The following is a 26,639-nucleotide window of genomic DNA, read 5'->3' on the forward strand; positions in this document are numbered from 1 at the left end:
CGAGGTTCCGCCCCTTCCGTGCCTCACCCGGACTGACGAGACGGCATCCCCGCTCGTGACGGCACCACAACCCGCCCCGCCAACAGCACACCGGACAGTCCGCAGCCGGCCGCCACCGCGAGGGTGGCCGCGTACCCGGCCGGGCCGGGAGCCGGACCGACGGCCAGCACCGCGCCGGTCAGCGCCAGCACGGTGGCGGCGAACAACGAGTCGCCCAGTTGCAGGGAGGAACTGTTCCGGCCCTGCTCACCAGGGGCCGACAGGGCCAGGGTGAGCACCGACAGGGACGGATAGAGCAACCCCATGCCGAGCCCGGCCGTGGCCCAGCCGAGCACCGCGAACAGCACCGGCACGGCCGGCACGACCGTCAGCGCCACGACGGCCGTACCGGCGGTGACGCAGCTCAGCCCGGCCCGGGGCAGCGTGGCCGCGGAACGCGGGGTGCGCAGCCGCCCCTGCAGCCAGGAGCCGACCGACCAGGAGACCGCGCCCACGGTGAGCACCAGACCCGCCGCCGTCGGGGCGAACCCCCGCTCCCGGGAGAGCATCAGCGGGATCACCACCTCCGCCCCGGCGAACGCCGCCGAGGCGAGCCCCCGCAGGCCCACAACCGTCGGCAATCCCCGCCGGGCCCGCAGGAAACCCGCCGGCAGCAGCCGCGGCGCGCAGCCGATCAGCCCGACCAGGGCCACCCCCACCAGCCCGGCCGCGAGCGCGCCGCGCTGCTGCCCCCCGTAGTGCAGCAGTGCGGCGCTCGCCCCCGCCCCGCAGGCCCAGCCAATCCGGGCCGCCGCGCCGGCCGGCGGCCGGACCGGCACCGTCGCGCCGAGCGCCCGCAACCCTGGCTGGATCAGCAGCACCGCCGGCACCGCGACCGCCGGCACCGCCAGGAAGACCCACCGCCAGCCGAGGTGCTCGACGATCAGGCCGGCCAACGCCGGACCGACCAGCGACGGTACGACCCAGGCCGCCGCGAACGCGGCGAACACCCGCCGCCGCAACTCCTCCGGGTACGCCTGACCGACGATCACGTAGAGCGCCACCGACAGCAGGCCCGAGCCGAAGCCCTGCAGCACCCGGCCGACGACGAGCACCTCCATCGTCGGGGCGGTGCCGGCGACGAGCAGCCCCACCACGAACCAGGCCACCCCGTGCCACATCGGCGCCCGCGGTCCCCGCGCATCGCACCAGATGCCGGAGACCACCATCGCCACCACGCCGGAGGCGAACGGGCCGCCGAAGGCGAGCGCGTACAGGGCCAGCCCGTCCAGGCTGCGGGCGACCGTCGGCATGGCGGTGCCGACGGCCAATGCCTCGAACGCCAGCAGGGACACCAGGGCGACGCTGCCCACGGTCATCGCCCGCAGGCGCGGGGCGTACAGATGCTCGGGCGGGGCGGCCGGAGCGGCGGTGGCGGTCACCGGCGGTCGGCGCGGGGTGCGATCGGCATGGCCTCAGCCTCGGCCTTCAACCCGGGTTGAGGTCAACTGTGCGCCCGGTCTCGTCAGGCCGACTCCAGCGCCTCGCCCACCCCCTTCACCAGCCCGGACATGTGCTGGTCGGCCAGCAGGTGCCCGGCGGTGATCACCACGGCCAGCGGCCACTCGATGACCTGCAACGCGGCCAGCACCCCCAGCCCCGCGTAGTAGGCGACCTTGTCCGGCGGCGGCACCGCCACCTCGCCCAGCAGCGGGACCTCCACCCGCCGGCAGTACGTGCGGAGCGTCTCGTGCGTCCCACTGAGGTGTCGCGTCAGCGTGCTCATCCCGACCTCCCCGGTTCACCGGCCATCGGTGTCCGACCGGCATTCCACCGGCGCCCCGGTCCATGCCCGGGCCAGCACGGAAACTTCCCCTGCTCGGAGGGCATAACGGACGCCCCGCCGGGAAGCCAGGCCGCCGGGACGAGGCGCGGGAGGCGAGATGGCGTACGGCGAGCGCGGCGGCAGCGGCACCGGGGAGCAGGGCCGGCGACCCGGCCGTACCGCTCGATGACGTCACTGGGTCGGGTCGCCGGTCGGCTCCTGCCGCCGGTCGGTGTGCCCGACGCGGTCGCGCACGCGATCCGTACCGTCGCCGCCGCCGTGCCGGACGCGGCCCGCGGCGTCGCGTCGGCCCTGCCGGACGCGGCCCGGGCCGCAACCTCGGCCGTGCCCGGCGCCGCGGCGGTCAAGGACGCCGCCGGGCGAGCGGCCGTGCCGGAGCCGGTCTCCGCCGCCGCGCACACCGTGACCGCCGCCGCGGCCCGGGTGGCCCGGCTCGCCGGGCTGACCGGCCGCGGGGTCTGGTCCCGGGACGGGCGGCACCACATCGAGGTGCACGGCGTCTGCCAGGACGGTGGCGACCGGCTGGCCCGCCAGGTCGAGCAGGCGCTGGAACGGATGCCCGGGGTGGCCTGGGCCCGGGTGAACGCCCCCTCCGGCCGGGTGGTGGTGGCCGTCGAGGAGCCGAAGCCGAAGCTGCGCAACCTGATCGCCACGATCGCCCGCACCGAGCGGGTCTGCCCGCATGAGCCCGACCCGGAGATCCCACCGCCCCAACCGCCGGAGGAGGGGCCGCGCACGCCCCGCACCCTCGGCGCGCTGGCCTCCGACGCGCTCGGCCTGACCATCTCCGCGGCCACCCGGATCCTCCCGTTCACCCCGGTCCCCGGCGAGGTCGCCGGCTTTCTCACCGCGATCGACCTGCACCCGAAGCTGCACGCCCTCGCCGACCGGGGGTTGCGCGCCGACCCCCGCGCCGAGCTGCTGTTCCCCCTCGCCGAGGCGGTCGCCCAGGGCCTCGCCGGAGGCTGGACCGGGATCGTGCTGGACGGCGCGCAGCGGGTGGTGCAGTGGGGTGAGGCACGCGCCCAGCTCGCCGCATGGTCGAAGGCCGAGCCGCGGCTGACCGGCGACCCGGAACGGGCGGTCGCCCGGGTACCCGACGGCGAACGCCCCTGCCCGGCGCCGGCCGGGCCCGCCGAGCGGTACGTGACCCGGATGCTCGCCGCGGGCGCGCCGGTGGCCGGCCCGAAACGGGCCGCCGCGCTGGCGCTGTCCGCGCTGCCCAAGGCCCCGGGGAATGGCCGCGAGGGGTACGCCGCCCAGCTCGGCCGGATGCTGGCCCGGCGCGGGGTGATCGCGATGGACCGCAGCGTGCTGCGCGAACTCGACCGGATCGACACGGTGGTGCTGGACGCGGCGGTCCTCGGCTCGGACCGGGGCGTGCTGGCCGACCTGGCGCCGCTGCCCGGGGCGGACACCGGGCAGGTCGCCGCGCGGGCCTTCGAGCTCTTCGACCCGGCGGCCCCCGACGGGCTGCGGGAGGCCGACGGGTGGCGGCTCGGGCCGGTGGACCGGATCGACGCCGACGACCCCGGCGACACCCCGGACAGCCGCCGGCTCCGAGACGCCGGGGGCAGCCTGCTCGGCCTCGCCGACGGCGACACCCTCGCCGCGCTGCTGCGGGTGGAACCCGCGCCGGCACCCGGCGTCGACGCCCTCCCCACCGCCATCCGCCAGGCCGGACTGCGGCTGGTGGTGGCCGGCGGCGGCGACGGCCGGTACGACTTCGCCGACGCCGTGCTGCCCGGTGGCCCGCAGCTCGCCGAGTCGGTACGCGCCCTGCAACGCGACGGCGCGGTGGTGATGGTGGTCTCCGGTGACCGCTCGGCGCTCGGCGCCGCCGACTGCGGCCTGGGCGTGTCCGACCCGGCCGACCTCCCGCCGTGGGGCGCCCACCTGCTGGTCGGCGCCGACCTGCGGATCCCCGCGCTGATCATTGAGGCGACCGGGGTGGCCCGCCGGATGACCGGGCAGAACATCCGGATCGGGATGGCCGGCAGCGGCCTCGGCGCCCTCGCCGCGTTCACCGCCGACCGGCGGCTGCTCCCCGGCCGGGTCCTGACCGCCGTCAACGGCGCCGGGGCGCTCGCCTTCGCGCACGGCGTGTGGCGGGCCCGGCGGCTGCCGGACCGGACCAGCCGGTCCGCGCCGGCGGTGACCGCCTGGCACCTGATGCCGGTGGAGACCGTGCTGCGGCAGCTCGATACCGGCCCGGACGGGCTCAGCGCGGCCGAGGCGGCCCGCCGGCGCGGCGCGGCCACCGGCGAGGCCGCCGGACCGTCCGGGCTGCTCCGGGCGTTCGTCGACGAGCTGGCCAATCCGCTCACCCCGGTGCTCGCCGCCGGGGCGGTGCTCTCCGCCGCGTTCGGCTCGCTGGTCGACGCGGCCCTGGTCGGCGGCGTGGTCGGCGGGTCGGCGCTGATCGGCGCGGTGCACCAGCGCAACACCGAACGTTCCCTGGCCGAGCTGCTGACCCGGGCGGCGGTGACCGCGCGGGTCGTCCGGGACGGCGCGGAACAGGTGATCGCCGCGGAGGAGCTGGTGCCGGGCGACGTGGTCGCGGTCGGCCCCGGCGACGCGATCCCCGCCGACTGCCGGGTGCTCACCGCCGACGGGCTGGAGGCCGACGAGTCGTCGCTGACCGGGGAGTCGCTGCCGGTGGGCAAGGCCCCCGACCCGGTGGTGGCCGCCGCCGTCGCCGACCGGCGGTCGATGCTCTACGAGGGCACCACGGTCGCCGCCGGGCACGGCACCGCCGTGGTCGTGGCGACCGGGGAGGAGACCGAGGCGGGACGCAGCCTCGCCCTGGCCCGTGAGGCGCCGCCGGCCAGCGGCGTGGAGGCCCGGCTGGGCCGGCTCACCAGCGCCGCCGTGCCGCTCGCCGCCAGCTCGGCGATCGCGGTGGCCGGGGCAGGGCTGCTCCGGGGCGTACCGCTGGCGGAGACGGCGGCGACCGCCGCGAACCTGGCCGTCGCCTCGGTGCCGGAGGGATTGCCGTTTCTGGTCAGCGCCGCGCAGCTGGCGGCGGCCCGCCGGCTCGCCGAGCACGGCGCCCTGGTCCGCAACCCGCGCACCATCGAGGCGCTGGGCCGGGTGGACGTGCTCTGCTTCGACAAGACCGGCACGCTCACCGAGGGAAAGCTGCTGCTGGCCGGGGTGGGCGACGGCGGCGGCCGGTACGCCCCGCCGGACCGGCTGGCAGAGCCGCTGAAGTTGACCCTGGCCACGGCGCTGCGCGCCACCCCCGCCGCGGCCGACCCGGAAGAGCTGCCCCAGCACACCGACCGGGCGGTACGCCGCGGCGCGAATACCGCCGGGGTGGCGGAGCGGACCGGCGCGGCGGGGTGGGAGGCGGTGGGCGGGCTGCCGTTCGAGCCGTCCCGGGGCTATCACGCCACGGTGGGGCGGACCGGGGGCCGGCTGCTGCTGAGCGTGAAGGGCGCGCCCGAGACGGTGCTGCCGCGCTGCGCGGCCCGGCGTACCACGGCGGGGGACGAGCCGTTGGACGAGGCGGGCCGGGCGGCGCTGCACGGGATGCTCGCCGACCGGGCCGGGGCCGGGCACCGGATCCTCGCCGTCGCGGAGTGCGCGGTCGGCGCGGAGACGGTGACCGACGAGCAGGTCGACGGCCTGGTCTTCGTCGGGTTCCTGGCGCTCGCCGACGGGGTCCGAAAGAGCGCCGCGCCGGCCGTGCGCCGGATCCGGCAGGCCGGCGTGCACACCATCATGATCACCGGGGACCACCCGGCGACCGCCGCGGCGATCGCGGCGATCATCAGCCCGGACCACGGCGACCAGCGGGTGGTCACCGCGACGGAGCTGGACCGGCTCGATGACGAGGCCCTCGCCGACCGGCTCACCGCCACCGACGTCGTCGCCCGCTGCACCCCGGCCCACAAGGTACGCATCATCCAGGCGTTGCAGCGGCACGGCCGGACGGTGGCGATGACCGGGGACGGCGCCAACGACGCGCCGGCCATCCGGCTGGCCGACGTGGGCATCGCGCTCGGCCAGCGGGGCACCCCGGCGGCCCGCGCCGCGGCCGACCTGGTGGTCACCGACGACCGGCTGGAGACCATCATCGCCACCCTGGTGGAGGGGCGGGCGATGTGGTCCTCCGTCCGCCACGCGCTGAGCATCCTGGTCGGCGGCAACCTGGGTGAGATCGGGTTCAGCGTGCTGACCGCCGCGTCGACCGGCCGCTCCGCACTGACCGGCCGGCAACTGCTCCTGGTCAACCTGCTCACCGACCTGGCACCGGCGCTGGCCATCGCGGTCCGGCCGCCCGCCGCGGACGGCGCCGACGGGGCCGACGGTCTGCTCCGGGAGGGTCCGGACACCTCGCTGGGCGCGACGATGACCCGGGAGATCGCGCTGCGGGCCGCCGCCACCACGCTGGGCGCGACCGCCGGCTGGACGTTGGCCCGGTACACCGGGCGACGCCGCCGGGCCGGCACGGTCGCCCTCGCCTCCCTGGTCGGCACCCAGCTCGGGCAGACCGTGCTGGCCGGCGGGACCAGCCCCACCGTGCTGGCGTCCACCGCCGCGTCGATCGGCGTGCTGGTCGCCGTGGTACAGACCCCCGGGGTCAGCCAGTTCTTCGGCTGCACCCCGCTGGGCCCGGTGGGGTGGTCCATCGCCGTCGGCTCCGCGCTCGGCGCCACCGTCGCGAACGGCGCGCTGACCCGGCTGGTCGACCGGCTGCCCCAGCCCGGCGTGCGGCCGTCGCGCGAGGACCACGGCGAACCCACCGCGGAGCGCTGACCGGGATGGCCGCACCCGATCCCGGGTACGGCAACGCCGCCCTCCCCGGCGGGGCCGGAGGGGCGGCGAGCGGTGTGGACGCGCGGTCAGGCGCGCTCGGAGATGGCCTCGATGAGGTCGCCCACCGGGCGCTCCGGCAGCGACCGGGCCACGTCGGCGACGGCGACGATCCCGACGAGCTCGTGCCCGTCGATCACCGGCAGCCGGCGTACCTTGTGCTGGCCCATGGTCCGCAGGATCTCCGCGGCGTCGTCGTCGGCGCCGATGGTCACCGCCTCGCCCTGGGCCAGCTCACCGGCGGTGACGCTGCCCGGGTCGCGGCCCTCGGCGAGCACCTTCACCACGATGTCGCGGTCGGTCAGCATGCCCTTGAGCCGGTTGTCGTCGCCACAGATCGGCAGCGAGCCGACACCGAGCTCCGCCATCCGCCGGGCGGCGGCCTTGAGGTCGTCCTGCTCCCGGACACAGGTCACGTCACTGGTCATGATCTCGCGTGCGGTCGGCATTGCCCTGACACCTCACTTTCGGGGCGTTGTTGCCTGTTCTCCTACCCCGAGCGGCGGAGGACACTCCGGCGCATGGACCGCAACCTCGCGGGAAAGCCGCCGGTGGAGGTGATCGAGATGCCCTTCGTCCAGGTCATCGAGTACGACACGGACCGCCCCGCCGAGGTGCGGGCGCTCAGCGAGGAGTGGGGACAGCAGCAGCTGTCGAACGCCCCGGCGCGGATGACCCTCGCCGAGGACCGGGAGCGGCCCGGACACTTCGTGATGGTCGCCGAGTTCGACAGCTACGACCAGGCCATGGCGCACAGCGCGCAACCGGAGACCGACGCCTACGCGTCCCGGATGCGCCGCCTCGCCAAGGGCGAACCCCGCTTCGTCAACCTGGAGGTCGCCCAACGGGAGACGTGACCACCGTCGGCGCACCCGACCGGACCGGCGCCGGCGGCCTGTCGGTGCCCGTCCGGGGGCAGCACGCCGACTAGCTTGGGGGGATGGTCCAGGGAGAGCAGATTGGGATGCTCGGTCCGCAGACCCCCCGTCCGGCGGGTGCCGGACCGACCGTCTCACCCGCGGCCCGGTGTAACGGGGACCGCGGCTGGAAAAAGTGACGTGGTGCTGAGACGTCTGCTGGATGGCCGCTACCAGTCCGAGGAGCTGCTGGGCCGTGGCGGCATGGGCGAGGTGTGGCGCGGACGCGACCTGCGACTCGACCGGCCGGTGGCGATCAAGGTGCTCACCGCGGCCGGCCTCGACGAGCCGATGGCCGCCGAACGGTTCGACCGGGAGGCCCGCACAGCGGCACGGCTGAGTCACCCGCACATCGTCGGGGTGTACGACGTCGGCACCGAGGAGAACGACTCCTACCTGGTCATGGAGCTGGTGGAGGGGCGGACCGTGTCGGCGCTGATCGCCGACGGCCCGCTCCCCGTCGACCAGGCAGTGTCGATCGCCGTGCAGGCCTGCGACGGGATCGCTGCTGCGCACGCGGTCGGGGTGGTGCACCGGGACGTCAAGCCGGGCAACCTGATCGTCACCCCGGCCGGCACAGTGAAGATCTGCGACTTCGGCATCGCCCGCCTTCCCCGGACGGCCGGCGAGAACACCCTCACCGGCCCGGCGACCAAGCTGGGCACCAGCTCGTACATGGCGCCGGAGCAGGCGCTGGGCCGGCCGGTGGATTCCCGCACCGACCTGTACGGCCTGGGCTGCACGCTCTACGCGATGCTGGCCGGCACCCCGCCCTTCGCGGGTGACCCGCTGGGTGTCCTGCACCAGCACGTCAACGACCCACCCCCGCCGCTGCGTACCCGCCGTCCCGACGTACCGGTGGAGCTGGACGCCCTGGTGTCGGAGCTGCTGGCGAAGGACCCGGCCGACCGGCCGGCGGGCGCCGGCACGGTCCGGGACCGGCTCGCGGCCCTGCTGCCGCCGGTAAGTTCTCCCACCGCGGCCGGTGGCGGCGGCCTCCGCGACCGGTCCTCGTGGCGGCGCCGGCGCGGCCTGCTGCTGGCGGTGGTCGTCGTGCTGGGCGGCGCGCTGCTGGCGCTGGCCACCGCGGCGCTGTTGACCCCCGACAACGGCCCGCCCGCCGCCCGGCCCACGGTGGCCTCGACCGCCACGGCGACCCGGCCCGGCGCACCGGCCGTGCCGGTCACCGTCGCTCCGACCACCCCGACGCCGCGGACGCTCACCCCCACCACCCAGCCACCGGCCAGCCAGGCGCCGACCCCGCAGGCCACCTCTCGCACGCCGAGCCCGAGCCCACCCGCCGATCCCGTCGTGGCGATGCGTCTGTCGATCCAGGAACAGGTGGACACGGGTCAGCTGAATCCGGACGTGGCCAAGGACCTGCACGCCAAGGTGGACGCGATCGCCAAGGAGCTGGCCGAGGACGACGTGGACCAGGCCCAGGAGCAGATCAAGAAGCTGCGTGACAAGCTCACCGACCTGCTGCGCGGCGGCAAGCTGACCGCCGCCGGCTACGACGACCTGACCGCCGACGTCGACCGGATCGCCGCCGAACTGCCGTGAGCTCGGCCCGGGGCGTAAACCGGTCGAGCGGGTGGCGGGTCCACCGGTAGCGTGCCGCCGGTGACCCGCCTCGAACCGATCACCACCGACAACGTCCTCGCCGCCTGCGCGATCGTGGTCCGGCCCGACCAGGCGGGGCTGGTCGCGCCGGTCGCCCGGTCGCTCGCCGAGGCGTACGTCCAGCCCGACGTCGCCTGGCCGCGGCTGATCGTCGACGGCGACACCCCGGTCGGCTTCCTGATGGCCTTCTTCGACGTGCCGTGGCGCGCGGACGACCCGTCCGACGTCCGTTCCGGGCTGTGGCGGCTGAACATCGACGCCGCCCAGCAGGGCCGGGGATACGGCCGCTTCGCGGTGGCGGCGCTGGGCGAGGAGGTCCGCCGGCGGGGCCGCACCCGGCTGTTCACCACCTGGGTGCCGGGTGAGCACGGCCCGGAGCTCTTCTACCGGCGGCTCGGCTTTCAGCGCACCGGAGAGCTGAGCGGCGACCAGGTGGTCGGCGCGCTCGCGCTGTGACGCCGCGGCTCAGTGCCAGGTGGCGGCGGCGCGCCGTAGCCGGTCGTTGATCGCCCGGCCCACCCCGACGTCGGGGACGGGCTCGGCGACGATCTCGGTCACCCCGGCCGCGTCCAGCCGGTGCAGCGCGTCGAAGAGCCGCGCGGCCGCCGCGGTCAGGTCACCCTCCGGGGAGAGCACCTCCACCGCCGCCCAACCGTCCACCGGTCGCTCCCGGAAGGCCAGGAAGCCACGCCGGCCGCCGTCGCTCGCCGCCGACTCCGCCGCGCCCAGCTTCAGCGGCGTACGCGGGGCGTAGTGCGCCGCGAGCGTCCCGGGCGCCACCGGCTGGCCAGAGCTTCCCGGTCGTACGGTGACCTCCCCGACCGCCTCGACCAGCGCCTCCACCGGCAGCGCGCCCAGCCGGAGCACCACCGGCCGGTCGCCCCGGGCGTCCACGATGGTCGACTCGATGCCGCACCGGGTGGCGCCGCCGTCGAGCACCACGTCGACCGCGTCACCCAGCCCGGCCACCACGTGCTCCGCCCGGGTGGGGCTGAGCTGCCCGAACCGGTTCGCGCTGGGCGCGGCGACCGGCACCCCGGCGGCGGCGATCAGCGCCCGGGCCGACGGCTCGTCCGGCACCCGGACCGCCATGGTGTCCAGCCCGGAGGTGACGATCGGCGGGATCGCCGCCGGCCGGTCCACGATCAGGGTGAGCGGACCGGGCCAGAAGCGCTCGACCAGCGCGGCGACCGCCGGCGGCATCGCGCCGACCAGGCCCGGCAGGTCGGCCGCGTCGGCCAGATGGGTGATCAGCGGGTCGAAGCTGGGCCGGGCCTTCGCCTCGAAGATCCGCGCCGCCGCCCGGGCGTCCAGGGCGTTCGCGCCCAGCCCGTAGACCGTCTCGGTGGGGAAGGCGACCAGCCCTCCGGCACGGAGGACGGCGGCGGCTTCGGCAATGCCGCTGTCGGCCGGCAGGACGCGCGGGGATCCGGTGGTCACGCCCCGACGCTAGCCTGCCGCCCGCCCGGCGGTACGACGGGTCGGCGGGGACGGCGACCGTCGATCTAGGCGGCGTCGGGACGGGAACCAGGGTGCGGGGTCATGCGCTCGCGGCGGCCCCTCGGGCACAACTCGGTTGCCGCGTCGCCACGGTGGTCGGAGGATGGCCGCCATGGGCCGGGTCAGGATGCACGCCGACGAGGTGGAGACGGACACCGACCTCGTACGCCGACTGCTCGCCGGGCAGTTCCCGCACTGGGCCGACCTGCCGGTCCGGCTGGTCGACTCGTACGGGACCGATCACGACATCTACCGGCTCGGTGCGCACCTGTCCGTACGGCTGCCCCGCGTCGGCTGGGCCACCGGGCAGGCGGCGAAGGAGGCCGAGTGGCTGCCCCGGCTCGCGCCGCACCTCCCGCTCGCCCTTCCCGCTCCGCTGGCGACCGGCCGCCCCGCCGAGGGCTACCCCTTCGCCTGGTCTGTGTACGAGTGGCTGCCCGGAGAGAACGCCAACGGCACCCTCGAGGACCTGGACCAGGCCGCCGTCGACCTCGCCGCGTTCATCACGGCGCTGCGGCGGATCGACACCACCGGCGCGTTCCCCCGCCCGCCCCGCGACCGGGGCAGCGCGCTGGCCGAGTTCGACGCGGGGGTCCGCCGGTCGATCGGGGAACTCGGCGAGCGGATCGACGGGCCCGCCGCGCTGCGCGCCTGGCAGGAGTCCCAGGAGGCGCCGGCCTGGGACGGGCCGGAGGTCTGGGTACACGGCGACCTGCTGCCGGGCAACCTGCTCGTGGTCGACGGGCGGCTCGCCGCGGTCATCGACTTCGGCGGCCTCAACGTCGGCGACCCGGCCTGTGACCTGCAGCCGGCGTGGAACGTGTTCGCCGGCGCCAGCCGGCAGCGGTTCCGCGAGGAGTTGTCGGTCGACGACGCGTCCTGGCTGCGCGGCCGGGGCTGGGCGCTCCTGCAGGCCGTGATCGCCATGCCCTACTACTGGGACACCAATCCGGGGATGATCCGTCAGGCGTCCCGCGCGCTCTCCGAAGTCCTGCGCGACACGGCGGGCTGAGGGCGCTGATCTCGCCGGCCCCGCCGCGCGGCCGATCAGTCGAGGCAGAACTCGTTGCCCTCGGGGTCGGCCATCACGATGTGACCGGCGCCGAGCGGAGGAGCGGGCTCGTAGCGCCTGAGCCGGGTGGCGCCGTGGGTGACGAGCCGCTCGGCCTCCGCCTCCAGGGCCGCCATCCGCGCGTCGCCCTCGAGTCCGGGGGCGGCCCGCACATCGAGGTGCACGCGGTTCTTGGCCTGCTTGGGCTCCGGCACCCGCTGGAAGAACAGCCGCGGCCCGGAGCCCTCGGGGTCGACCACCGCCGAGGCGTCGTTGCGGCTCTCGGGCGGCACACCCATCGCCTCCAGTGCCTGCTCCCACGACTCGAAGCCCTTGGGCGGGTCCTGCAACTGGTAGCCGAGGGCCTCGGCCCAGAACGCCGCCAACCCGGCCGGGTCGGCGCAGTCGAAAGTGATCTGGACGTCGCGGGCCATCTCAGCTCGCCTCCCGCCGGGTCTGCTGGTGGGTGTGCAGCGCTAGCTTCCAGGTCTGGTCGGTCATGGAATCAGCCTCCCGCAGATAGCGGACAGGATCGTTCCTAGATCTGTGAAACGATTAGCGCGTGACCGTCGAGGCGACGACCGAGCGGGTGCTGCGGTTGCTGGCGTTGCTGCAGCGGCGGCCGTCCTGGACCGCCGCCGAACTCGCCGCCGAGCTGAGGGTCACCGACCGCTCGGTGCGCCGCGACGTGGAGCGGCTGCGCGCGCTCGGCTACCCCGTGCACGCGACGGCGGGCGTCGGCGGCGGCTACCAGCTCGGCGCGGGCACCCGGCTGCCGCCGCTGCTCCTCGACGACGAGGAGGCGATCGCGACGGCGGTTTCCCTGCGGCTGGCGTCGTGGGGCACGGTCGCCGGGGCGGGCGAGGCGGCACTGCGGGCGTTCGCGAAGCTCGACCAGGTGATGCCGACCCGGCTGCGCGCCGAGGTGCGGGCGGTGCATGGCGCCACCGAGACCCTTGTCGGCCCTGGAGTCGAGATCGACGCGGAGTTGCTGGTGACGCTCGCGCGGGCCTGTCGCGACGCCGTGCGGGTGCGATTCCGGTACGCCGGCCGCGACGGTGGGGAACGCGAGCGCACGGTCGAGCCGGTGCGGATGGTCACCACCGGCCGCCGCTGGTACCTGATGGCCCGGGACGTCGACCGCGACGACTGGCGCACCTTCCGGCTCGACCGGATGCGCGAGGTGGTGGCGACGACCTGGCGCTTCCGGGCGAGCGAGCATCCGGACCCGATCGCCTACGTGCAGCGGTCCGTGACCGAGGCGCCATACCGGTATCTCGCCCGGGTGCGGGTGCACGCCCGACCCGACCGGGTGCGAGAGCTGGTGCCGCCCCAGGTGGGGCGCGTCGAGGACGATCGCGACGGATGGTGCGTGCTCGTCGTCGGCGGGGAGAACCTGGACTGGCTCGCCATGCACGTGGCCCGGCTGGGCTTCGAGGCGGAGGTGCTGGAGCCTCCGGAGCTGCGGGAGGCCGCCGCCCTGCTCGCCCGCCGCCTCACCGCGATGGCCGGGATCGGCTGACGGACCCGCGGCACTGACCAGGCCGCACGACAATGGCCCCGCCCATTCATCGTGGCGGATGCTGGTCATCAGCTCCCGGAGTCCGGGAACAGGTACAGGTCGAACCACGTGTCCTGGTTGTCAAGCTGCAACTGCTGGCTGCCGAAAGTCCGGACACTCGGCGTTCGGGTTGGTAACGTGCCCGCGGCCGTGACACCGCGCGAGGAGGTGAGACCCATGAACGCTGTACGCACGTGGGTGCTCCCCCTCGTCGTCACGGTCGGGCGATTGACGTAGGCGTCGCCGGGAGCGCCTCGATACCACGGCACTCCCGAAAGGCACCAACCCATGCATTCTGTGTGTTTCACCGCGGAGACATCGTCGAACGGTGTCGTCGAACGCGACTTCATTGTGGGCGAAGTCCCCGGCGTGCTCTGGTCGCCCGCATCCGGCTCCGATCACGCGCCCGTGGTGCTGATGGGTCACGGTGGCGGCCTGCACAAGAAAACGCCGGCACTCATGGCCCGCGCCCACGACACCGTGACCAACTGGGGTTTCACCGTGGTCGCCATCGATGCGCCTGGACACGGCGACCGCCCGCGCACGACGGAGGACGAGCTGGCCCGCGCCGAGTTCCGGCAGGCTCAGGCGGCAGGCGACACCGAGCGCTTCGAGTCGATCAGCGTCCGCTACGTCACCTCGCTGGCGGAGCGTGCCGTACCGGAGTGGCAGGCGACCCTGGACGCCCTTCAGAAACTGCCCGAGATCGGCACCGAAGTGCCGATCGGCTACGGCGGCGGCATATCGTTGGGCACCGCGATCGGGGTGCCGCTGACGGCGACCGAACCCCGGATCACCGCCGCCATCTTCGGTGGCGGGTTTTTCGTGTACGAGGCGCTGATCGAGGCGGCGAGACGGATCACCGTTCCCATCCAGTTCCTGCTCCCGTGGGACGACGAGCACGTCGACCGCCAATCCGCTCTCGCGTTGTTCGACGCCTTCGCCTCGAAGGAAAAGACGTTGCACGCCAACCCGGGCGACCATCGCACCATCCGCTGGGTCGGGGTCGACAACGAGTTCCTGGCCCGGCATCTCGGCCGGGCCGGCACGTCACCGGCCTGACCTGACCGGTATCGGCGTCCGGTGCGGAGCCGGACGCCGATACCGTCGCCGCACCTGGTCTTTCGTCGGAGCCGATATACACGCTCGTCGGCATGACAGGGCGTTGATGGCCCCGGCCAGTTGATACCTGGACGACTGGAACCTGTTGCGTAGTACGTCGACGGCCTGGTCCCGGAGGGCTCCTTCGGCAACCTGTTCGCGCAATGACCGACGGTCGGCTGGCATGGCGACCCCGCGGTAAGACTGGAGGTCTTCGAAGCCGTAGGTGGCTACGTCGTGGCTGCTGGCTCCAAAGATCAGGCGGAGGATTCGTGGCCAGTAGCAGGGCCTGAGGCACAGCACGATCGGCACGCCGATGGGGCCGCGGAACGTCATCCGGCGCTTCGAGCAGCTTCGTTCGGCCGCCGGCATGGACTGGCTGCACCTGCACGACCTGCGGCACGCCTTCGCCACGTTCCTGCGCGTCCTGCCGGCGCATGCTCGTCAGGCTGCCTCGGCCATCGATCGACTGCTGGGCGAGTAGGGGATGGCGGGACGGCTTGGCTGTACTCGGAACCGAGATCAACCAAGGAAAGTGCTGGTGGAGCCCAGGGGACTTGAACCCCTAACCCCTGCCTTGCAAAGGCAGTGCTCTGCCAGTTGAGCTAGGGCCCCGAGGGCGGGCGAAACCGCCTGGTGCTGGCAGTCGGGAAGCGGATGCTCAGCGCAGGTCGGGCGCGGTGGTGGCCTCGTGCCACAGGGCGCGCTCGTCGTTCGACGCCTTGACCTTCTTCGCCACGACGGCGGCCACGCCGACGACGCCGACCAGGATCAGAAGCTTTTTGAACATGGGGCGACCCCTCGCGCTCGACTACCGTCGGACGGTGTGCGGTGGGGCTAGCTGGAATCGAACCAGCGACCTCAGAGTTATCAGCTCTGCGCTCTAACCGACTGAGCTATAGCCCCGCGTAGCGACGAGCAAGGTTAACCCATCGCCGCGGTCGGCCCCAAATCGGGGTGCCCGTGGCGAGCCTCTCACCCGTACCAGCTCGAACCTACCCGGATGCGCGACGCCGGGGCGACCGCTTTACACGGTGCCCCGGCGTCGGCGTTGGTTCAGTCCCGTTCTGCGAGCGTCAGCTCGATCCCGCCGACCAGGTCGGCGCAGACGTTGTAGACGAACGCACCGAGCGTGGCGAGCGCGGTGAAGAGCACGACGTTGACCAGGCCGATCAGCGCGGAGCTGAGAATGACGCCCTTGGCGGTGATCCGGAAGCCGTTGGCGCTCTGCCCGCCGCCGGCGCTGACCAGGTCGGTCAGGCTGTCGTTGACGCTCTTGAACACGCCCATGGCGTCCAGCGCCAGGTAGAGCACCGACGTGGCGACGACCACCACGATGAAGAGCACCACCGAGACGGCGAACGCGAACTTCATCACGGACCACGGGTCGATCCGCTTGAGGTTCAGCCGGGCCCGGCGCGGTCCGCGGGACGCGGCCGAGCTGACCGAGGTACGCGCGGCGCGTACCGCCTCACCCACGCGGGCGGCGCCGACGGCCGCCGCGCCGCTGATCCCCGGCGGCAGGCCGCCGCCGTTGGCCGGTCGGTTCGGTGTACCGGGGCGGGCGCCGTCCGGGGACGGCCTGGTGGGGGTGCCGACGCCGGACGTGACCCGCGGCTGGGTGCCGGTGGTCCCGCTCGGCGGTCGGGCCGCGGCGGCCGCGATCGGCGGTGCCGTGGCGGGCTTCGCCGTGGGGGCCGCCGGGGCGGCCAGGCCGTCGGCGGACGTCGGCGCGTCGACCTTGGCCTTCTCGGTCTTGTCGCTCGCCCCCGAGTCCTCCGAGGGCTTTTCCGGCGGTGGTGTCATGCCGGGGGCCCGGGTGAATTTCGGGGCAGGCGCGTCGGCGGGGACGGTGGCCCGGCCCACGGCCGCGCGGCCGGTCGCTGGTGTGCCGCCCTTGGCGGCCTCCTCGTCGACCGGGTTGGCCGAGGTCCCCGTGTTCCCCGACTTCGCCTGTGTCTCCGTCATTCAACTAGTCCTGTTCGTCAGGCTCGTCGGCATTGCGAGCAATCGCCACGATAGTCACGCCGTCCGGGAGGTCCATCAGCTTGACCCCCATTGTGTTCCGGTCACGCGTACGGCGTACAGGCTTCACCGGAGTCCGGATGACACCACCGTTGCTGGTGATCGCGAACAGCTCGTCGTCCGGGTCGATCACCACCGCACCGACCAGACCACCGCGTCGCTCGGTGATCTTCGCAGTCAGCACGCCCTTACCTCCCCGGCCCTGGACCGGGTATTCCTCGATCGGGGTACGTTTCGCGTATCCCCCGTTCGTCGCGACCAGCACGTCGAGGCCCTCGCGCACGACCTCCATGGCGAGCAGGACGTCGTCCTCGCTGAACCGCATGCCGATCACGCCCGAGGTGGCCCGGCCCATCGGCCGCAGCGCCTCGTCGCTGGCGTTGAACCGGATCGCCTGCGCGTTCTTGGAGACCAGCAGCAGGTCGTCCTCCGGCGCAACCAGGGCAGCACCGACCAGCTCGTCCTCATCGCGCAGGTTGATCGCGATGATGCCGCCGGAACGGGGGGAGTCGAACTCCTCAAGCCGCGTCTTCTTCACCAGGCCGTTCTTCGTGGCCAGTACCAGGTAGGGCGCCACCTGGTAGTTCGGGATTTCGATGATCTGCGCGATCTGCTCGTCCGGTTGGAAGGCGAGCAGGTTGGCCACGTGCTGGCCCTTGGCCACCCTACTGGCTTCGGGAAGCTCGTACGCCTTGGCCCGGTAGACCCGCCCCTTGTTCGTGAAGAACAGGATCCAGTCGTGGGTGGAGCATACGAAGAAGTGGCTGACGATGTCGTCCTGCCGCAGCGTCGCGCCGCTGACACCCTTGCCGCCGCGCCGCTGGGAGCGGTAGAGGTCGACCTTGGTGCGCTTGGCGTACCCGGTGCGGGTGATGGTGACGACCACGTCCTCGCGGGCGATCAGGTCCTCCATCGAGACCTCGCCGTCGAACGGCACGATCTTCGTCCGCCGCTCGTCGCCCCACTTGGCGACGATCTCGCCCAGCTCCTCGGAAACGATCTTCCGCTGCCGCTCCGGCTTGGCGAGGATGTCCTTCAGGTCGGCGATCTCGATTTCCAGCTTGGCGAGGTCGTCGAGGATCCGCTGCCGCTCCAGGGCGGCCAGGCGGCGCAGCTGCATGTCCAGGATCGCGGTCGCCTGGATCTCGTCGATCTCCAGCAGCCGGATCAGGCCCTGCCGGGCGTCCTCGACGGTGGGCGAGCGCCGGATCAGGGCGATCACCTCGTCCAGGGCGTCCAGCGCCTTGGACAGACCGCGCAGGATGTGCGCCCGCTCCTCGGCCTTGCGCAGCCGGAACGCCGTCCGCCGGCGGATCACGTCGATCTGGTGCTCGACGTAGTAGCGGATGAACTGGGCCAGGTTGAGCGTGCGCGGCACCCCGTCGACCAGGGCCAGCATGTTGGCGCCGAAGGTCTCCTGCAGCTGGGTGTGCTTGTAGAGGTTGTTCAGCACCACCTTGGCGACCGCGTCGCGCTTGAGCACGAGCACGATCCGCATGCCGGTACGCCCGGAGGACTCGTCCCGGATATCGGCGATGCCGGCGAGCTTGCCCTCCTTGATCAGCTCGGCGATCCGCTCGGCCAGGTTGTCCGGGTTGACCTGGTACGGCAGCTCGCTGACCACCAGGCAGGGGCGACCCCGCTTGTCTTCCTCAACCTCCACCACGGCGCGCATCCGGATCGAGCCGCGGCCGGTCCGGTACGCGTCCTGGATGGCGGCCTGACCGACGATCAGGCCGTGGGTCGGGAAGTCGGGGCCCTTGACGATCTCCAGCAGCGCTTCGAGGGTGGTCGCCTCGTCGGCCTCCGGGTTGTCCAGGCACCACTGCACCGCCGCGCCGATCTCGCGCAGGTTGTGCGGCGGGATCTTGGTGGCCATGCCGACCGCGATGCCCTCGGAGCCGTTCACCAGCAGGTTGGGGATCCGCGACGGCAGGATGGTGGGCTCCTTGGCCCGGCCGTCGTAGTTGTCCTGCAGGTCGACGGTGTCCTCGTCGATGTCCCGCAGCATCTCCATCGCCAGTGGGTCGAGCTTGCACTCGGTGTACCGCATGGCGGCGGCCGGGTCGTTACCGGGCGAGCCGAAGTTGCCGTTGCCGTCGACCAGCGGGTAGCGCAGCGACCAGGGCTGGGCCATCCGGACCAGCGCGTCGTAGATCGCCGAGTCGCCGTGCGGGTGGAACTGACCCATCACGTCACCGACGACGCGGGAGCACTTCACGTAGCCGCGGTCCGGCCGGTAGCCGGAGTCGAACATGGCGTAGAGGATCTTGCGGTGGACCGGCTTGAGCCCGTCCCGGACGTCCGGCAGGGCCCGCCCCACGATGACGCTCATCGCGTAGTCGAGGTACGAGCGCTGCATCTCGACCTCGAGGCCGACCGGCTCGATCCGGTCGTGCGCCACGACGGCGGCGGCTGTCTCCGGGATCTCCGGCTCGCTCGGGGTGGACTCGGGAGTATCGGTCACTGTTAACCCTTATCAGACTCAGAGTCGTTTTCGCGCTGTGGATAACGGCTGTGGAAACCGGCCAAGCTGTGGATAACCCTGTGGACCGCCGGGCCTGTCGATGGATCACCGGCGGGCCCGGCGCGACCGGTCAGATGTCGAGGAACCGCACGTCCTTGGCGTTGCGCTGGATGAACGAGCGGCGCGCCTCGACGTCCTCACCCATCAGCACGCTGAACAGCTCGTCGGCGGTTGCGGCGTCGTCGAGCGTCACCTGACGCAGCGTACGGGTGGCCGGGTTCATCGTGGTCTCCCACAGCTCGGGATAGTTCATCTCGCCGAGACCCTTGAACCGCTGGATGTCGTCCGGCCGGGCGTTGGGCTTCTTCTGCTGGCGCAGTGCGATCAGCCCGTCCCGCTCCCGGTCCGAGTACGCGTACTGGGCGTCGTCGCCCTTCTTGTTCCACTTGATCTTGTAGAGCGGCGGAGCGGCCAGGTAGACGTGGCCCAGCTCGACCAGCGGCCGCATGAAGCGGAACAGCAGGGTGAGCAGCAGCGTCTGGATGTGCTGGCCGTCGACGTCCGCGTCGGCCATCAGCACGATCTTGTGGTACCGCAGCTTCTCGATGTCGAAGTCGTCGTGGATGCCGGTGCCCAGCGCGGTGATCAGCGCTTGGACCTCGTTGTTCTTGAGCACCCGGTCGATCCGGGCCTTCTCCACGTTGAGGATCTTGCCGCGGATCGGCAGGATCGCCTGGGTCCGCGGGTCCCGGCCCTGCTTGGCCGAGCCGCCCGCCGAGTCGCCCTCGACGATGAAGACCTCGGACTCGCGCGGGTCGGTGGACTGGCAGTCGGCCAGCTTGCCCGGCATCGAGCCGGACTCCAGCAGCGACTTGCGCCGGGCCAGCTTCCGCGCCTGCTGGGCGGCGATCCGGGCCCGGGCCGCCTGGGAGGCCTTCTGGATGATCGTCTTGGCCTCGGCCGGGTTCCGGTCGAACCAGTCGACCAGCCACTCGTTGCAGACCCGCTGCACGAAGCTCTTCACCGGGGTGTTGCCCAGCTTGGTCTTGGTCTGGCCCTCGAACTGCGGGTTGGCCAGCTTGACCGAGATGATCGCCGCCAGGCCCTCCCGGATGTCCTCGCCGGAGAGCTTCTCGTCGCCCTTGAGCAGCTTCTTGTCCGCGCCGTAGCGGTTGACGACGCTGGTCAGCGCGGCCCGGAAGCCCTCCTCGTGGGTGCCGCCCTCGTGCGTGTTGATCGTGTTGGCGAAGGTGTAGACCGACTCGCCGTACGACTCGTTCCACTGCATGGCGATCTCGACCGACATGCCCTCCTCCTCGGCGCCGAACTCGACCACCGTCTTGTGGATCGGGTTCTTCGAGGCGTTGAGGTGCCGGACGAAGTCGGCGATACCGCCCTCGTAGTAGAAGGTGACCTCGCGCGGCTTGCCCTCCTCCTCCTCCGGCACCCGCTCGTCGAGCAGGTGGATGGAGAGGGCGCGGTTGAGGAAGGCCATCTCCTGGAGGCGCCGGTAGATGGTCTGGAAGTCGAAGTCGACCGTCTCGAAGACGTTCGGGTCGGGCCAGAAGGAGACCGCCGAGCCGGTGCGGTCGGTGGTCTCGCCCTTCTCCAGCGGGCTGGGCTTGGAGTTGGAGTACTGCTGGCGCCAGACGAAACCGGACTTGTGGATCTCCACCGCCATCCGGGTGGAGAGGGCGTTCACCACGGAGACGCCGACGCCGTGCAGACCGCCGGAGACCGCGTACGCCTTGCCGTCGAACTTGCCACCCGCGTGCAGCACGGTCAGCGCGACCTCGACACCCGGCTTCTTCAGCTTGGGGTGCAGGTCGACCGGGAAGCCACGGCCGTTGTCGGTGACCCGGACGCCGCCGTCGGCGAGCAGCACCACGTCGATGGTGTCGCAGTACCCGGCCAGCGCCTCGTCGACCGCGTTGTCCACGACCTCCCACACGAGGTGGTGCAGACCGCGTTCACCGGTGGACCCGATGTACATACCGGGCCGCTTCCGGACCGCCTCCAGCCCCTCGAGAACGGTGATCGACTCGGCGCCGTACTCCTGCTTGTCCTGCGCTGCCACCCTCGGCCACTTTCTTGCGCCGACCGCGCCAGGGCGCGGGGGCGCGGGTTCGGCGGACAGGACGCGACGTCGGCGCACGGACCGGCCCGGATATTCTCCAGGTCACGGATCGCGTACGCCGGTCGCCGCGGTTGCCCGCGGATCGCGATCGGCTCGACCCGATCCGGGGCAATGATCAAGGGCCCTCGTGGGCCCGTGTCCGTCGCTCCGGGTCGAGTCTTCGTCTCGCCGTCAATCTTACTGTGCGCACACGACTAAACCGCCACTCGGCACCCCTGCGGGGCGGCTGAGACCTCCGTAGCCGGCCGAACCGTGCTGTCCGCGACTCCCCCTACACGCCAGGCCCTGATCGAGGGCGCGACCGGCCACCGGATCGGTACCGGTGCGTAACCGCCCAGGGGTCGCGGCCGAACCGGCCGTGCCGTACCTTTGCGGCGCCCGCCGCAGCGGTCTTGATCTTTCCCGGTCGGAACCGGGACGATCGACCCGACCGGTCCGACAACGTGCTGTAAGAGGTGAGCCAGATGGGGCTGGACAACGTCGCGGTGCACTGGCCGCGGACCGGCCGCTTCTACGACCCGGTCGCGCCGGCCGAGTTCGTCGACTTCGGCGATATCGTCGACCTGCCCCGGATCTCCGCGCCGACCGCGGCGCTCGCCGAGCTGATCGCCAAGACCGGCACGGTGCGGGCGACCGCGTACACCGAGCTGGTCGACCTGATCCTCGGGCTGGAAAATGTGCTCTACGCCACTGACGCCGCCGCCGAGGACGAGGATCCGGTGATCGACCCCGACGGGTGCTCGTGGATCGCCGGCGGGGTGGAGAAGTTCGTCGCCCAGCACCGGCCCTTCGGCGAGGCGGTGACCTTCGAGTCGGTCAGCGAGGTGCTCCGCTCGCTGATGGCCGACGGTCGCCTCGCCGAGCAGCAGCTGCGCTGGCTCGACACCCGCCTCGACGGGCTGCGCGACGAGAACGGCGACCCGCCGCAGTGGAACTTCACCTGCGCCGAGCTGAGCGTGCTCGCCGCGTTCTACCGGCGCTGCGCCGACCGCGGCTTCGCGGTCTACGCCGACGCCTGACCGCCGCCTCGCGGGCGGGCGCCCTGGCGGGCGGGGGCGCTTTGCGGCAGATCGCGATGTCCCGTCCCGGGGAAGCCGCGACATGCCGCATGTCGCACAAACTCAGCCGTAGGTGTCGCGCGGGCCGCGGCCACGGACCCGGCGCGGGCCGCGGGACCAGGACGGGGCGGCCGGCCCGTGGATGTGCAGCTTGCGCACCACGTTATGGCCGACCTCGCTGGCGATCTGCTTGAGCAGCGAACCGGCGAGCAGCCGTAGCTGGGTCGCCCAGGCGGTGGAGCGGGCCTCCACGGTCAGCTCGCCGTTCTCCAGCTTCACCGGCCGGCTGTGCTGGGCCACCTCGGGCCCGACCACCCGCTCCCACGCGCCGAAGACCGTCGCCTCGGCCGCCGGCTGCTGCCAGCCGCGCGCCTTCATCAACCGGTCCAGCACCGCGCCGAGCGGCTGCGGGTCACGCGGGTCCGGCCCCGGGCCGGAGTAGCCGCGCAGGCGCCGCTCGCCCCCACCGTCACCGCCGACCGCGCTACGCCGCCGCGTGCCGGCCGCGGCCTGCCGCCGGGCCTTCGCCGCGTCCAGCACCGCCCGGGCCAGCTCCGGCCCGGCCGGTCCCGCCGCCTCACCGCCGCCGGTCGCCGCCTCACCGCCGGTCGCCGCCTCACCGCCGGTCGCTGCCTCACCGCCGGTCGCTGCCTCACCGCCGCCGGCGGCTCCGGCGCCGGCCGGGCCGTCGACCGCGCGCCGGCGGGCGCCGCGGCCCGCGGCCCGACCGTCCGCCCCACCATCGGGGGTACGGTCACCGCGCCCCGGCCCGAGCCGGGCCGGCGGGAGCAGGGGCTCATCCGACACGACGCACCGTCCCCTCACCGACCGTGTACCGGGTGCCGCGCAGGGCCGCCGGCACGTCATCATCCACCGCGCAGGTCACCAGGAGCTGGCTCGCCCCGCCGACCAGCTCCGCCAGCCGCTCCCGGCGGCCGGCGTCCAGCTCGGCGAACACGTCGTCCAGCACCAGCACCGGCTCGATGCCGTCCGCGCGCAGCAGGTCGTACCCGGCCAGGCGCAGGGCCAGCGCGTACGACCAGGACTCGCCGTGGCTGGCATACCCCTTGGCGGGCAGCGGCCCCAGGGTGAGCGCGAGGTCGTCCCGGTGCGGCCCGACCAGCGTGGTGCCGCGCTCGATCTCCGCCGAGCGCGACTCGGCCAGCGCGACGGTCAGCGCCTCGGCCAGCGCGGACCGGTCCACGGTCGGGTCGGGCAGCTCCACCGACGGCCGGTACGCGATCCCGGCCGCCCCCCGGCCCGCCGCGACCGCGTCGTACGCCTTCGTCACGTGCGGGGCGAGCGCGGCGACCAGCTCCAGCCGGCCGGCGAGCAGCTCCGCGCCGTGCTGCGCCAGGTGGGTGTCCCACACCGCGAGGGTGGACAGGTCCCCGCCCCGCGACCCGCCCGTCTTACGGGCCAGGTACGCCGTCCGGAGCAGGGCGTTGCGCTGCTTCACCACCCGCTCGTAGTCGGCGCGCACCCCGGCGTACCGGGGCTGCCGGGTGACCAGCAGGTCGTCCAGATAGCGCCGCCGCTCGGCGGGGTCGCCCCGGACGAGTTCCAGGTCCTCCGGGGCGAAGAGCACCAGCCGCAGCGCGCCGAGCACGTCCCGGGCGCGGCGGGCCGGCGAGCGGCCCAGCCGGGCCCGGTTGGCCTTGCCGGGAACGATCTCCAGCTCGACCAGCAGTTCCCGGCCGTCGTGCACCACCGCGCAGCGGATCACCGCAGCGGTGGCGCCCATCCGGACCAGGGGGGCGTCCGTGGCGACCCGGTGTGAGTCCAGGGTCGCCACGTAGCCCAGCGCCTCGACCAGGTTGGTCTTGCCGACGCCGTTGGCGCCGATCAGCACGTTCGGGCCCGGCTCCAGGTCGACGCCGACCCGCTCGTACGAGCGGAAGTCGACCAGTTCGAGCCGGCGGACGTACACAGGTGTGTGGATACCGGTCAGCGCTTGTGGACGGCGTGGCCGCCGAACTGCTGGCGCAGCGCGGCGACGGCCTTCATCGCGGGGGAGTCTTCCTGCCGGGAGGCGAACCGGGCGAAGAGCGAGGCGGTGATGACGTTCAGCGGCACGGCCAGCCGGACGGCCTCGTCGACCGTCCACCGGCCCTCGCCGGTGTCCTCGGTGTAGCCGCTCAGCTCGGCCAGCTCCGGGTCCTCGTCCAGCGCGCGATCCAGCAGGTCGAGCAGCCAGGACCGGACCACGGTGCCCTCGCGCCACGACTTGAAGACGCCCGGCACGTTGGTCACCAGCTCGGAGGCGGTGAGCAGCTCGTAGCCCTCGGCGTAGGCGTGCATCAGGCCGTACTCGATGCCGTTGTGCACCATCTTGGCGTAGTGCCCGGCGCCGACCGGCCCGGCGTGCACGAACCCGAACTCGCCCGCCGGCTTGAGCGCCTCGAAGATCGGCAGCAGCCGCGCGACGTGCTCCTGGGCGCCGCCGACCATCAGGCCGTAGCCGTTGTGCATGCCCCAGACGCCGCCGGAGACGCCGACGTCGAGGTAGCCGATCCCCTGCTCGTTCAGGCGCTCGGCGCGCGGGGCGTCGTCGCTGAACCGCGAGTTGCCGCCGTCGATGATGATGTCGCCCTCGCCGAGCACCGCGGCGAGCTCGTCGATCGTGGCGTCGGTGACGCCGGCCGGGACCATCACCCACACCGCACGCGGCGACTCCAGCTTCTCGGCCAGTTCCGCCAGGCTCGCGACGTCGCTCAGCTCCGCGTTGCGGTCGAAGCCGACCACCTCGTGACCGGCGGCGCGCAACCGTCCGCGCATGTTGCCGCCCATCCGGCCGAGTCCTACCAGGCCGAGCTGCATCTGTTCCTACCTCCGTGCGTCTGTGGTCTGCTGGGGCGCGATCAGCGGGACACGCGGATCGGCATGATGAGGTACCGGTACCCCGGGATGACCTCGCCATCCTCACCGGCCGGGGAAATCACCGCCGGCTTGAAGGCGTCGACGAACGAGAGCAGAGCGTACTGGGCGCCCAGGTTGGCCAGGCCGTCGATCAGGTACTGCGGGTTGAAGCCGATGGTCAGCGCGTCGCCGGTGAAGGTGGCCTCCATCGCCTCGCTGGCCCGGGCCTCCTCGGTGCCACCGGCCTCGACGACCAGTCCGTCCGCGCTGAAGCTCAGCAGCACCGGCGTCGTCCGCTCGGCGACCAGGGCGACCCGCTTGACCACCTCGATCAGGGTGCTCACCGGGACCCGCGCCTCGGCGTTGTGGCTGGCCGGGAAGAGCGAGCGCACCGGCGGGTAGTTGGCGCCGTCGAGCAGCCGGCTGGTGGTCCGGCGGGTGCCGCCGGAGAAGCCGATCATGCCCTCGCCGGCGGCGCCCTGGGACAGCGCCATGGTGACCTGGCCGCCGAGCGGGCCGAGTGCCTTCGCGGTGTCGTTCAGGGTCCGGGCCGGCACCAGGGCGTTGATGCTCACCTCGGGGTCGTCCGGGTTCCACTCCATCTCGCGCAGCGCGAGGCGGTAGCGGTCGGTGGCCAGCATGGCGAGCGTGCCGCCGGAGAGCTCGATGCGTACGCCGGTCATCATCGGCAGCGTCTCGTCGCGGCCGGCGGCGACGGCGACCTGGGCGACGGCGGCCGCGAACGCGGCGGCGTCGACGGTGCCGGCGCTCTCCGGCATCTCCGGCAGGGCCGGGTAGTCCTCCACCGGCATGGTCGGCAGGGTGAAGCGGGCGCTACCGCAGACCAGCTCCAGGTGGGCGCCGACCGCGGCGATGTCCACCGGCTTGGCGGGCAGCGCCTTGGTGATCTCGGCGAGCAGGCGGCCGGAGACGAGGGCGGCGCCGTCGGCGTCCCCCTGCACCTCGACGGTGACCTGGCTGGAGACCTCGTAGTCGAAGCCGGAGACCTGGAGGTTGCCGTCGGTGACCCGGAGCATCACCCCGGCGAGCACCGGTACGGAGGGTCGGTTGGGCAGGCTCTTCGCGGTCCACGCGACCGCCTCGGCGAGCGCGTCGCGCTCCACTCGGAACTTCATCAATGCCTCCGCGTCGACGTCAGCGACAACTCTCTCATGCCGACCGCTGCCTACCGACCCGCCCGACCGTGCGGGTACCCATCGCACCTTAGGGCGCGTGGGCATCGGCTGTGCGCCCGACCCCGTGGATCCAGGTGCCCGGGCGACCGCCGACGGCGGTGTCGGGACCGATCCACAGGAAGTCCAACGGTGATGATTGGTTTTTGATTCTTTTAGAAGAGATAACTCATCGTCTTCATCGCACCTGTGCAAACTGTGGAGAACCGGCGTCTGCGCAGGTCAGACAGGTTATCCACCGGTGGTTTGGCTGTGGAGAACCAGGGGTACAACCCGTGTCGGAGTCCACAGGCGCCGTCCGCCCCCAGGTTTTCCACGGTTGTCCACCGGTTGTCCACCGGTAATCCACGGGGTTTCTCCCCACCGCTGTGGACGGGCCGGACCGCGTCGATCGACGTCGTCCCCAGAACCTTCAACAGGCCGCCCACAGGTCGACCGTCGTCGGTGGACAACTTCCCCGTCATCCCCAGGCGTCCACAGGCTCGTCCCCAGGAGTTGTCC

At 73.0% G+C, this 26,639-nt stretch carries 22 protein-coding genes and 2 tRNA genes; 9 read left to right on the top strand and 15 right to left on the bottom strand.

Going from position 1 to position 26,639, the window contains the following annotated elements; genetic code table 11:
- Positions 1-23: 23 nt before the first annotated feature.
- Both OG799_RS28840 and OG799_RS28845 read right to left on the bottom strand, forming a co-directional pair.
- Entirely contained in the window at positions 24-1,421 is a 1,398-nt protein-coding gene (locus tag OG799_RS28840; protein ID WP_406039439.1) for an MFS transporter, read from the bottom strand.
- Between the two features lie 83 nt (positions 1,422-1,504).
- Positions 1,505-1,765: a hypothetical protein gene (locus tag OG799_RS28845; protein ID WP_406039441.1), complete on the bottom strand. Its 261-nt coding sequence runs from the start codon at positions 1,763-1,765 to the stop codon at positions 1,505-1,507.
- 225 nt (positions 1,766-1,990) lie between these two features.
- Between OG799_RS28845 and OG799_RS28850 the strand changes: the two genes are divergently transcribed.
- A complete protein-coding gene (locus OG799_RS28850; protein WP_406039443.1) occupies positions 1,991-6,589 on the top strand; it encodes an HAD-IC family P-type ATPase in 4,599 nt (1,532 codons plus the stop codon).
- A gap of 86 nt (positions 6,590-6,675) precedes the next feature.
- On the opposite strand, the gene OG799_RS28855 is transcribed toward OG799_RS28850, so the two are convergent.
- A complete protein-coding gene (locus OG799_RS28855; RefSeq protein WP_406039445.1) occupies positions 6,676-7,095 on the bottom strand; it encodes a CBS domain-containing protein in 420 nt (139 codons plus the stop codon).
- A gap of 72 nt (positions 7,096-7,167) precedes the next feature.
- Between OG799_RS28855 and OG799_RS28860 the strand changes: the two genes are divergently transcribed.
- The 3 genes from OG799_RS28860 to OG799_RS28870 all read left to right on the top strand — a co-directional run bounded on the left by OG799_RS28860 (position 7,168) and on the right by OG799_RS28870 (position 9,642).
- On the top strand, positions 7,168-7,503 hold the full coding sequence (locus OG799_RS28860) for a hypothetical protein (RefSeq protein ID WP_406039447.1): 336 nt from the start codon (positions 7,168-7,170) through the stop codon (positions 7,501-7,503).
- A gap of 204 nt (positions 7,504-7,707) precedes the next feature.
- A complete protein-coding gene (locus OG799_RS28865; protein ID WP_406039449.1) occupies positions 7,708-9,126 on the top strand; it encodes a serine/threonine-protein kinase in 1,419 nt (472 codons plus the stop codon).
- A gap of 60 nt (positions 9,127-9,186) precedes the next feature.
- Positions 9,187-9,642, top strand: a complete 456-nt coding sequence (locus OG799_RS28870) for a GNAT family N-acetyltransferase (RefSeq protein ID WP_406039451.1) — start codon at positions 9,187-9,189, stop codon at positions 9,640-9,642.
- Between the two features lie 9 nt (positions 9,643-9,651).
- Here OG799_RS28870 and OG799_RS28875 read toward each other — a convergent pair whose 3' ends face one another.
- Positions 9,652-10,602 (bottom strand): L-threonylcarbamoyladenylate synthase, encoded by a 951-nt coding sequence (locus tag OG799_RS28875; protein ID WP_406046437.1) that lies wholly within the window; start codon positions 10,600-10,602, stop codon positions 9,652-9,654.
- Between the two features lie 196 nt (positions 10,603-10,798).
- Here OG799_RS28875 and OG799_RS28880 point away from each other — a divergent pair, with 196 nt between their 5' ends.
- Complete coding sequence (locus OG799_RS28880; RefSeq protein WP_406039453.1) at positions 10,799-11,698, top strand: aminoglycoside phosphotransferase family protein; 900 nt, start codon at positions 10,799-10,801, stop codon at positions 11,696-11,698.
- A 35-nt stretch (positions 11,699-11,733) separates the two neighbouring features.
- On the opposite strand, the gene OG799_RS28885 is transcribed toward OG799_RS28880, so the two are convergent.
- Positions 11,734-12,171 carry a VOC family protein gene (locus OG799_RS28885; RefSeq protein WP_406039455.1) on the bottom strand — a complete coding sequence of 146 codons (438 nt, stop codon included), beginning with the start codon at positions 12,169-12,171 and terminating at the stop codon, positions 11,734-11,736.
- Positions 12,172-12,299: 128 nt separating this feature from the next.
- On the opposite strand from OG799_RS28885, the gene OG799_RS28890 reads away from it, so the two are divergent.
- The 3 genes from OG799_RS28890 to OG799_RS28900 all read left to right on the top strand — a co-directional run bounded on the left by OG799_RS28890 (position 12,300) and on the right by OG799_RS28900 (position 14,883).
- Positions 12,300-13,259 (top strand): helix-turn-helix transcriptional regulator, encoded by a 960-nt coding sequence (locus OG799_RS28890; protein ID WP_406039457.1) that lies wholly within the window; start codon positions 12,300-12,302, stop codon positions 13,257-13,259.
- A gap of 327 nt (positions 13,260-13,586) precedes the next feature.
- Positions 13,587-14,360 (top strand): dienelactone hydrolase family protein, encoded by a 774-nt coding sequence (locus OG799_RS28895; protein WP_406039459.1) that lies wholly within the window; start codon positions 13,587-13,589, stop codon positions 14,358-14,360.
- Positions 14,361-14,715: 355 nt separating this feature from the next.
- Positions 14,716-14,883, top strand: a complete 168-nt coding sequence (locus OG799_RS28900) for a hypothetical protein (protein WP_406039461.1) — start codon at positions 14,716-14,718, stop codon at positions 14,881-14,883.
- 55 nt (positions 14,884-14,938) lie between these two features.
- On the opposite strand, the gene OG799_RS28905 is transcribed toward OG799_RS28900, so the two are convergent.
- The 6 genes from OG799_RS28905 to gyrB form a co-directional block, all read right to left on the bottom strand.
- Positions 14,939-15,014 (bottom strand) — tRNA-Ala (locus OG799_RS28905).
- A gap of 46 nt (positions 15,015-15,060) precedes the next feature.
- Positions 15,061-15,189 carry a DLW-39 family protein gene (locus OG799_RS28910; protein WP_240943722.1) on the bottom strand — a complete coding sequence of 43 codons (129 nt, stop codon included), beginning with the start codon at positions 15,187-15,189 and terminating at the stop codon, positions 15,061-15,063.
- Positions 15,190-15,231: 42 nt separating this feature from the next.
- Positions 15,232-15,305: transfer RNA gene (locus tag OG799_RS28915), tRNA-Ile, on the bottom strand.
- A 150-nt stretch (positions 15,306-15,455) separates the two neighbouring features.
- On the bottom strand, positions 15,456-16,367 hold the full coding sequence (locus OG799_RS28920) for a DUF3566 domain-containing protein (protein WP_406039463.1): 912 nt from the start codon (positions 16,365-16,367) through the stop codon (positions 15,456-15,458).
- A gap of 4 nt (positions 16,368-16,371) precedes the next feature.
- Positions 16,372-18,891, bottom strand: coding sequence for a DNA gyrase subunit A (gene gyrA / locus OG799_RS28925; RefSeq protein ID WP_406039465.1), 2,520 nt, complete (start codon positions 18,889-18,891; stop codon positions 16,372-16,374).
- Positions 18,892-19,021: 130 nt separating this feature from the next.
- Positions 19,022-20,968: a DNA topoisomerase (ATP-hydrolyzing) subunit B gene (gene gyrB, locus OG799_RS28930; protein ID WP_406039467.1), complete on the bottom strand. Its 1,947-nt coding sequence runs from the start codon at positions 20,966-20,968 to the stop codon at positions 19,022-19,024.
- A 524-nt stretch (positions 20,969-21,492) separates the two neighbouring features.
- On the opposite strand from gyrB, the gene OG799_RS28935 reads away from it, so the two are divergent.
- Positions 21,493-22,047, top strand: coding sequence for a hypothetical protein (locus OG799_RS28935; protein WP_406039469.1), 555 nt, complete (start codon positions 21,493-21,495; stop codon positions 22,045-22,047).
- A 102-nt stretch (positions 22,048-22,149) separates the two neighbouring features.
- Here OG799_RS28935 and OG799_RS28940 read toward each other — a convergent pair whose 3' ends face one another.
- Genes OG799_RS28940 through dnaN form a run of 4 tightly spaced genes read right to left on the bottom strand, consistent with a single transcriptional unit; the run spans position 22,150 to position 26,081 of the window.
- Entirely contained in the window at positions 22,150-22,893 is a 744-nt protein-coding gene (locus tag OG799_RS28940; RefSeq protein WP_406039471.1) for a DUF721 domain-containing protein, read from the bottom strand.
- Positions 22,883-24,016 carry a DNA replication/repair protein RecF gene (gene recF / locus OG799_RS28945; RefSeq protein ID WP_406039474.1) on the bottom strand — a complete coding sequence of 378 codons (1,134 nt, stop codon included), beginning with the start codon at positions 24,014-24,016 and terminating at the stop codon, positions 22,883-22,885. Before recF ends, OG799_RS28940 begins: the two co-directional genes overlap by 11 nt.
- 17 nt (positions 24,017-24,033) lie before the next feature.
- On the bottom strand, positions 24,034-24,906 hold the full coding sequence (gnd, locus tag OG799_RS28950) for a phosphogluconate dehydrogenase (NAD(+)-dependent, decarboxylating) (RefSeq protein ID WP_406039476.1): 873 nt from the start codon (positions 24,904-24,906) through the stop codon (positions 24,034-24,036).
- A gap of 41 nt (positions 24,907-24,947) precedes the next feature.
- Entirely contained in the window at positions 24,948-26,081 is a 1,134-nt protein-coding gene (gene dnaN / locus OG799_RS28955) for a DNA polymerase III subunit beta (protein ID WP_406039478.1), read from the bottom strand.
- Positions 26,082-26,639 lie beyond the last annotated feature (558 nt).

The organism is Micromonospora sp. NBC_00898 (assembly GCF_045207895.1).
In the GTDB taxonomy this organism is placed as follows: domain Bacteria; phylum Actinomycetota; class Actinomycetes; order Mycobacteriales; family Micromonosporaceae; genus Micromonospora.

Excerpts from the sequence above, each read along its gene's own strand:
- OG799_RS28845 (WP_406039441.1), bottom strand. The coding sequence starts at position 1,765 with ATGAGCACGCTGACGCGACACCTCAGTGGGACGCACGAGACGCTCCGC.
- OG799_RS28850 (WP_406039443.1), top strand. The coding sequence starts at position 1,991 with ATGACGTCACTGGGTCGGGTCGCCGGTCGGCTCCTGCCGCCGGTCGGT.
- OG799_RS28855 (WP_406039445.1), bottom strand. The coding sequence starts at position 7,095 with ATGCCGACCGCACGCGAGATCATGACCAGTGACGTGACCTGTGTCCGG.
- OG799_RS28860 (WP_406039447.1), top strand. The coding sequence starts at position 7,168 with ATGGACCGCAACCTCGCGGGAAAGCCGCCGGTGGAGGTGATCGAGATG.
- OG799_RS28880 (WP_406039453.1), top strand. The coding sequence starts at position 10,799 with ATGGGCCGGGTCAGGATGCACGCCGACGAGGTGGAGACGGACACCGAC.
- OG799_RS28885 (WP_406039455.1), bottom strand. The coding sequence starts at position 12,171 with ATGGCCCGCGACGTCCAGATCACTTTCGACTGCGCCGACCCGGCCGGG.
- OG799_RS28895 (WP_406039459.1), top strand. The coding sequence starts at position 13,587 with ATGCATTCTGTGTGTTTCACCGCGGAGACATCGTCGAACGGTGTCGTC.
- OG799_RS28900 (WP_406039461.1), top strand. The coding sequence starts at position 14,716 with ATGGGGCCGCGGAACGTCATCCGGCGCTTCGAGCAGCTTCGTTCGGCC.
- OG799_RS28910 (WP_240943722.1), bottom strand. The coding sequence starts at position 15,189 with ATGTTCAAAAAGCTTCTGATCCTGGTCGGCGTCGTCGGCGTGGCCGCC.
- OG799_RS28920 (WP_406039463.1), bottom strand. The coding sequence starts at position 16,367 with ATGACGGAGACACAGGCGAAGTCGGGGAACACGGGGACCTCGGCCAAC.
- OG799_RS28935 (WP_406039469.1), top strand. The coding sequence starts at position 21,493 with ATGGGGCTGGACAACGTCGCGGTGCACTGGCCGCGGACCGGCCGCTTC.
- gnd (WP_406039476.1), bottom strand. The coding sequence starts at position 24,906 with ATGCAGCTCGGCCTGGTAGGACTCGGCCGGATGGGCGGCAACATGCGC.
- dnaN (WP_406039478.1), bottom strand. The coding sequence starts at position 26,081 with ATGAAGTTCCGAGTGGAGCGCGACGCGCTCGCCGAGGCGGTCGCGTGG.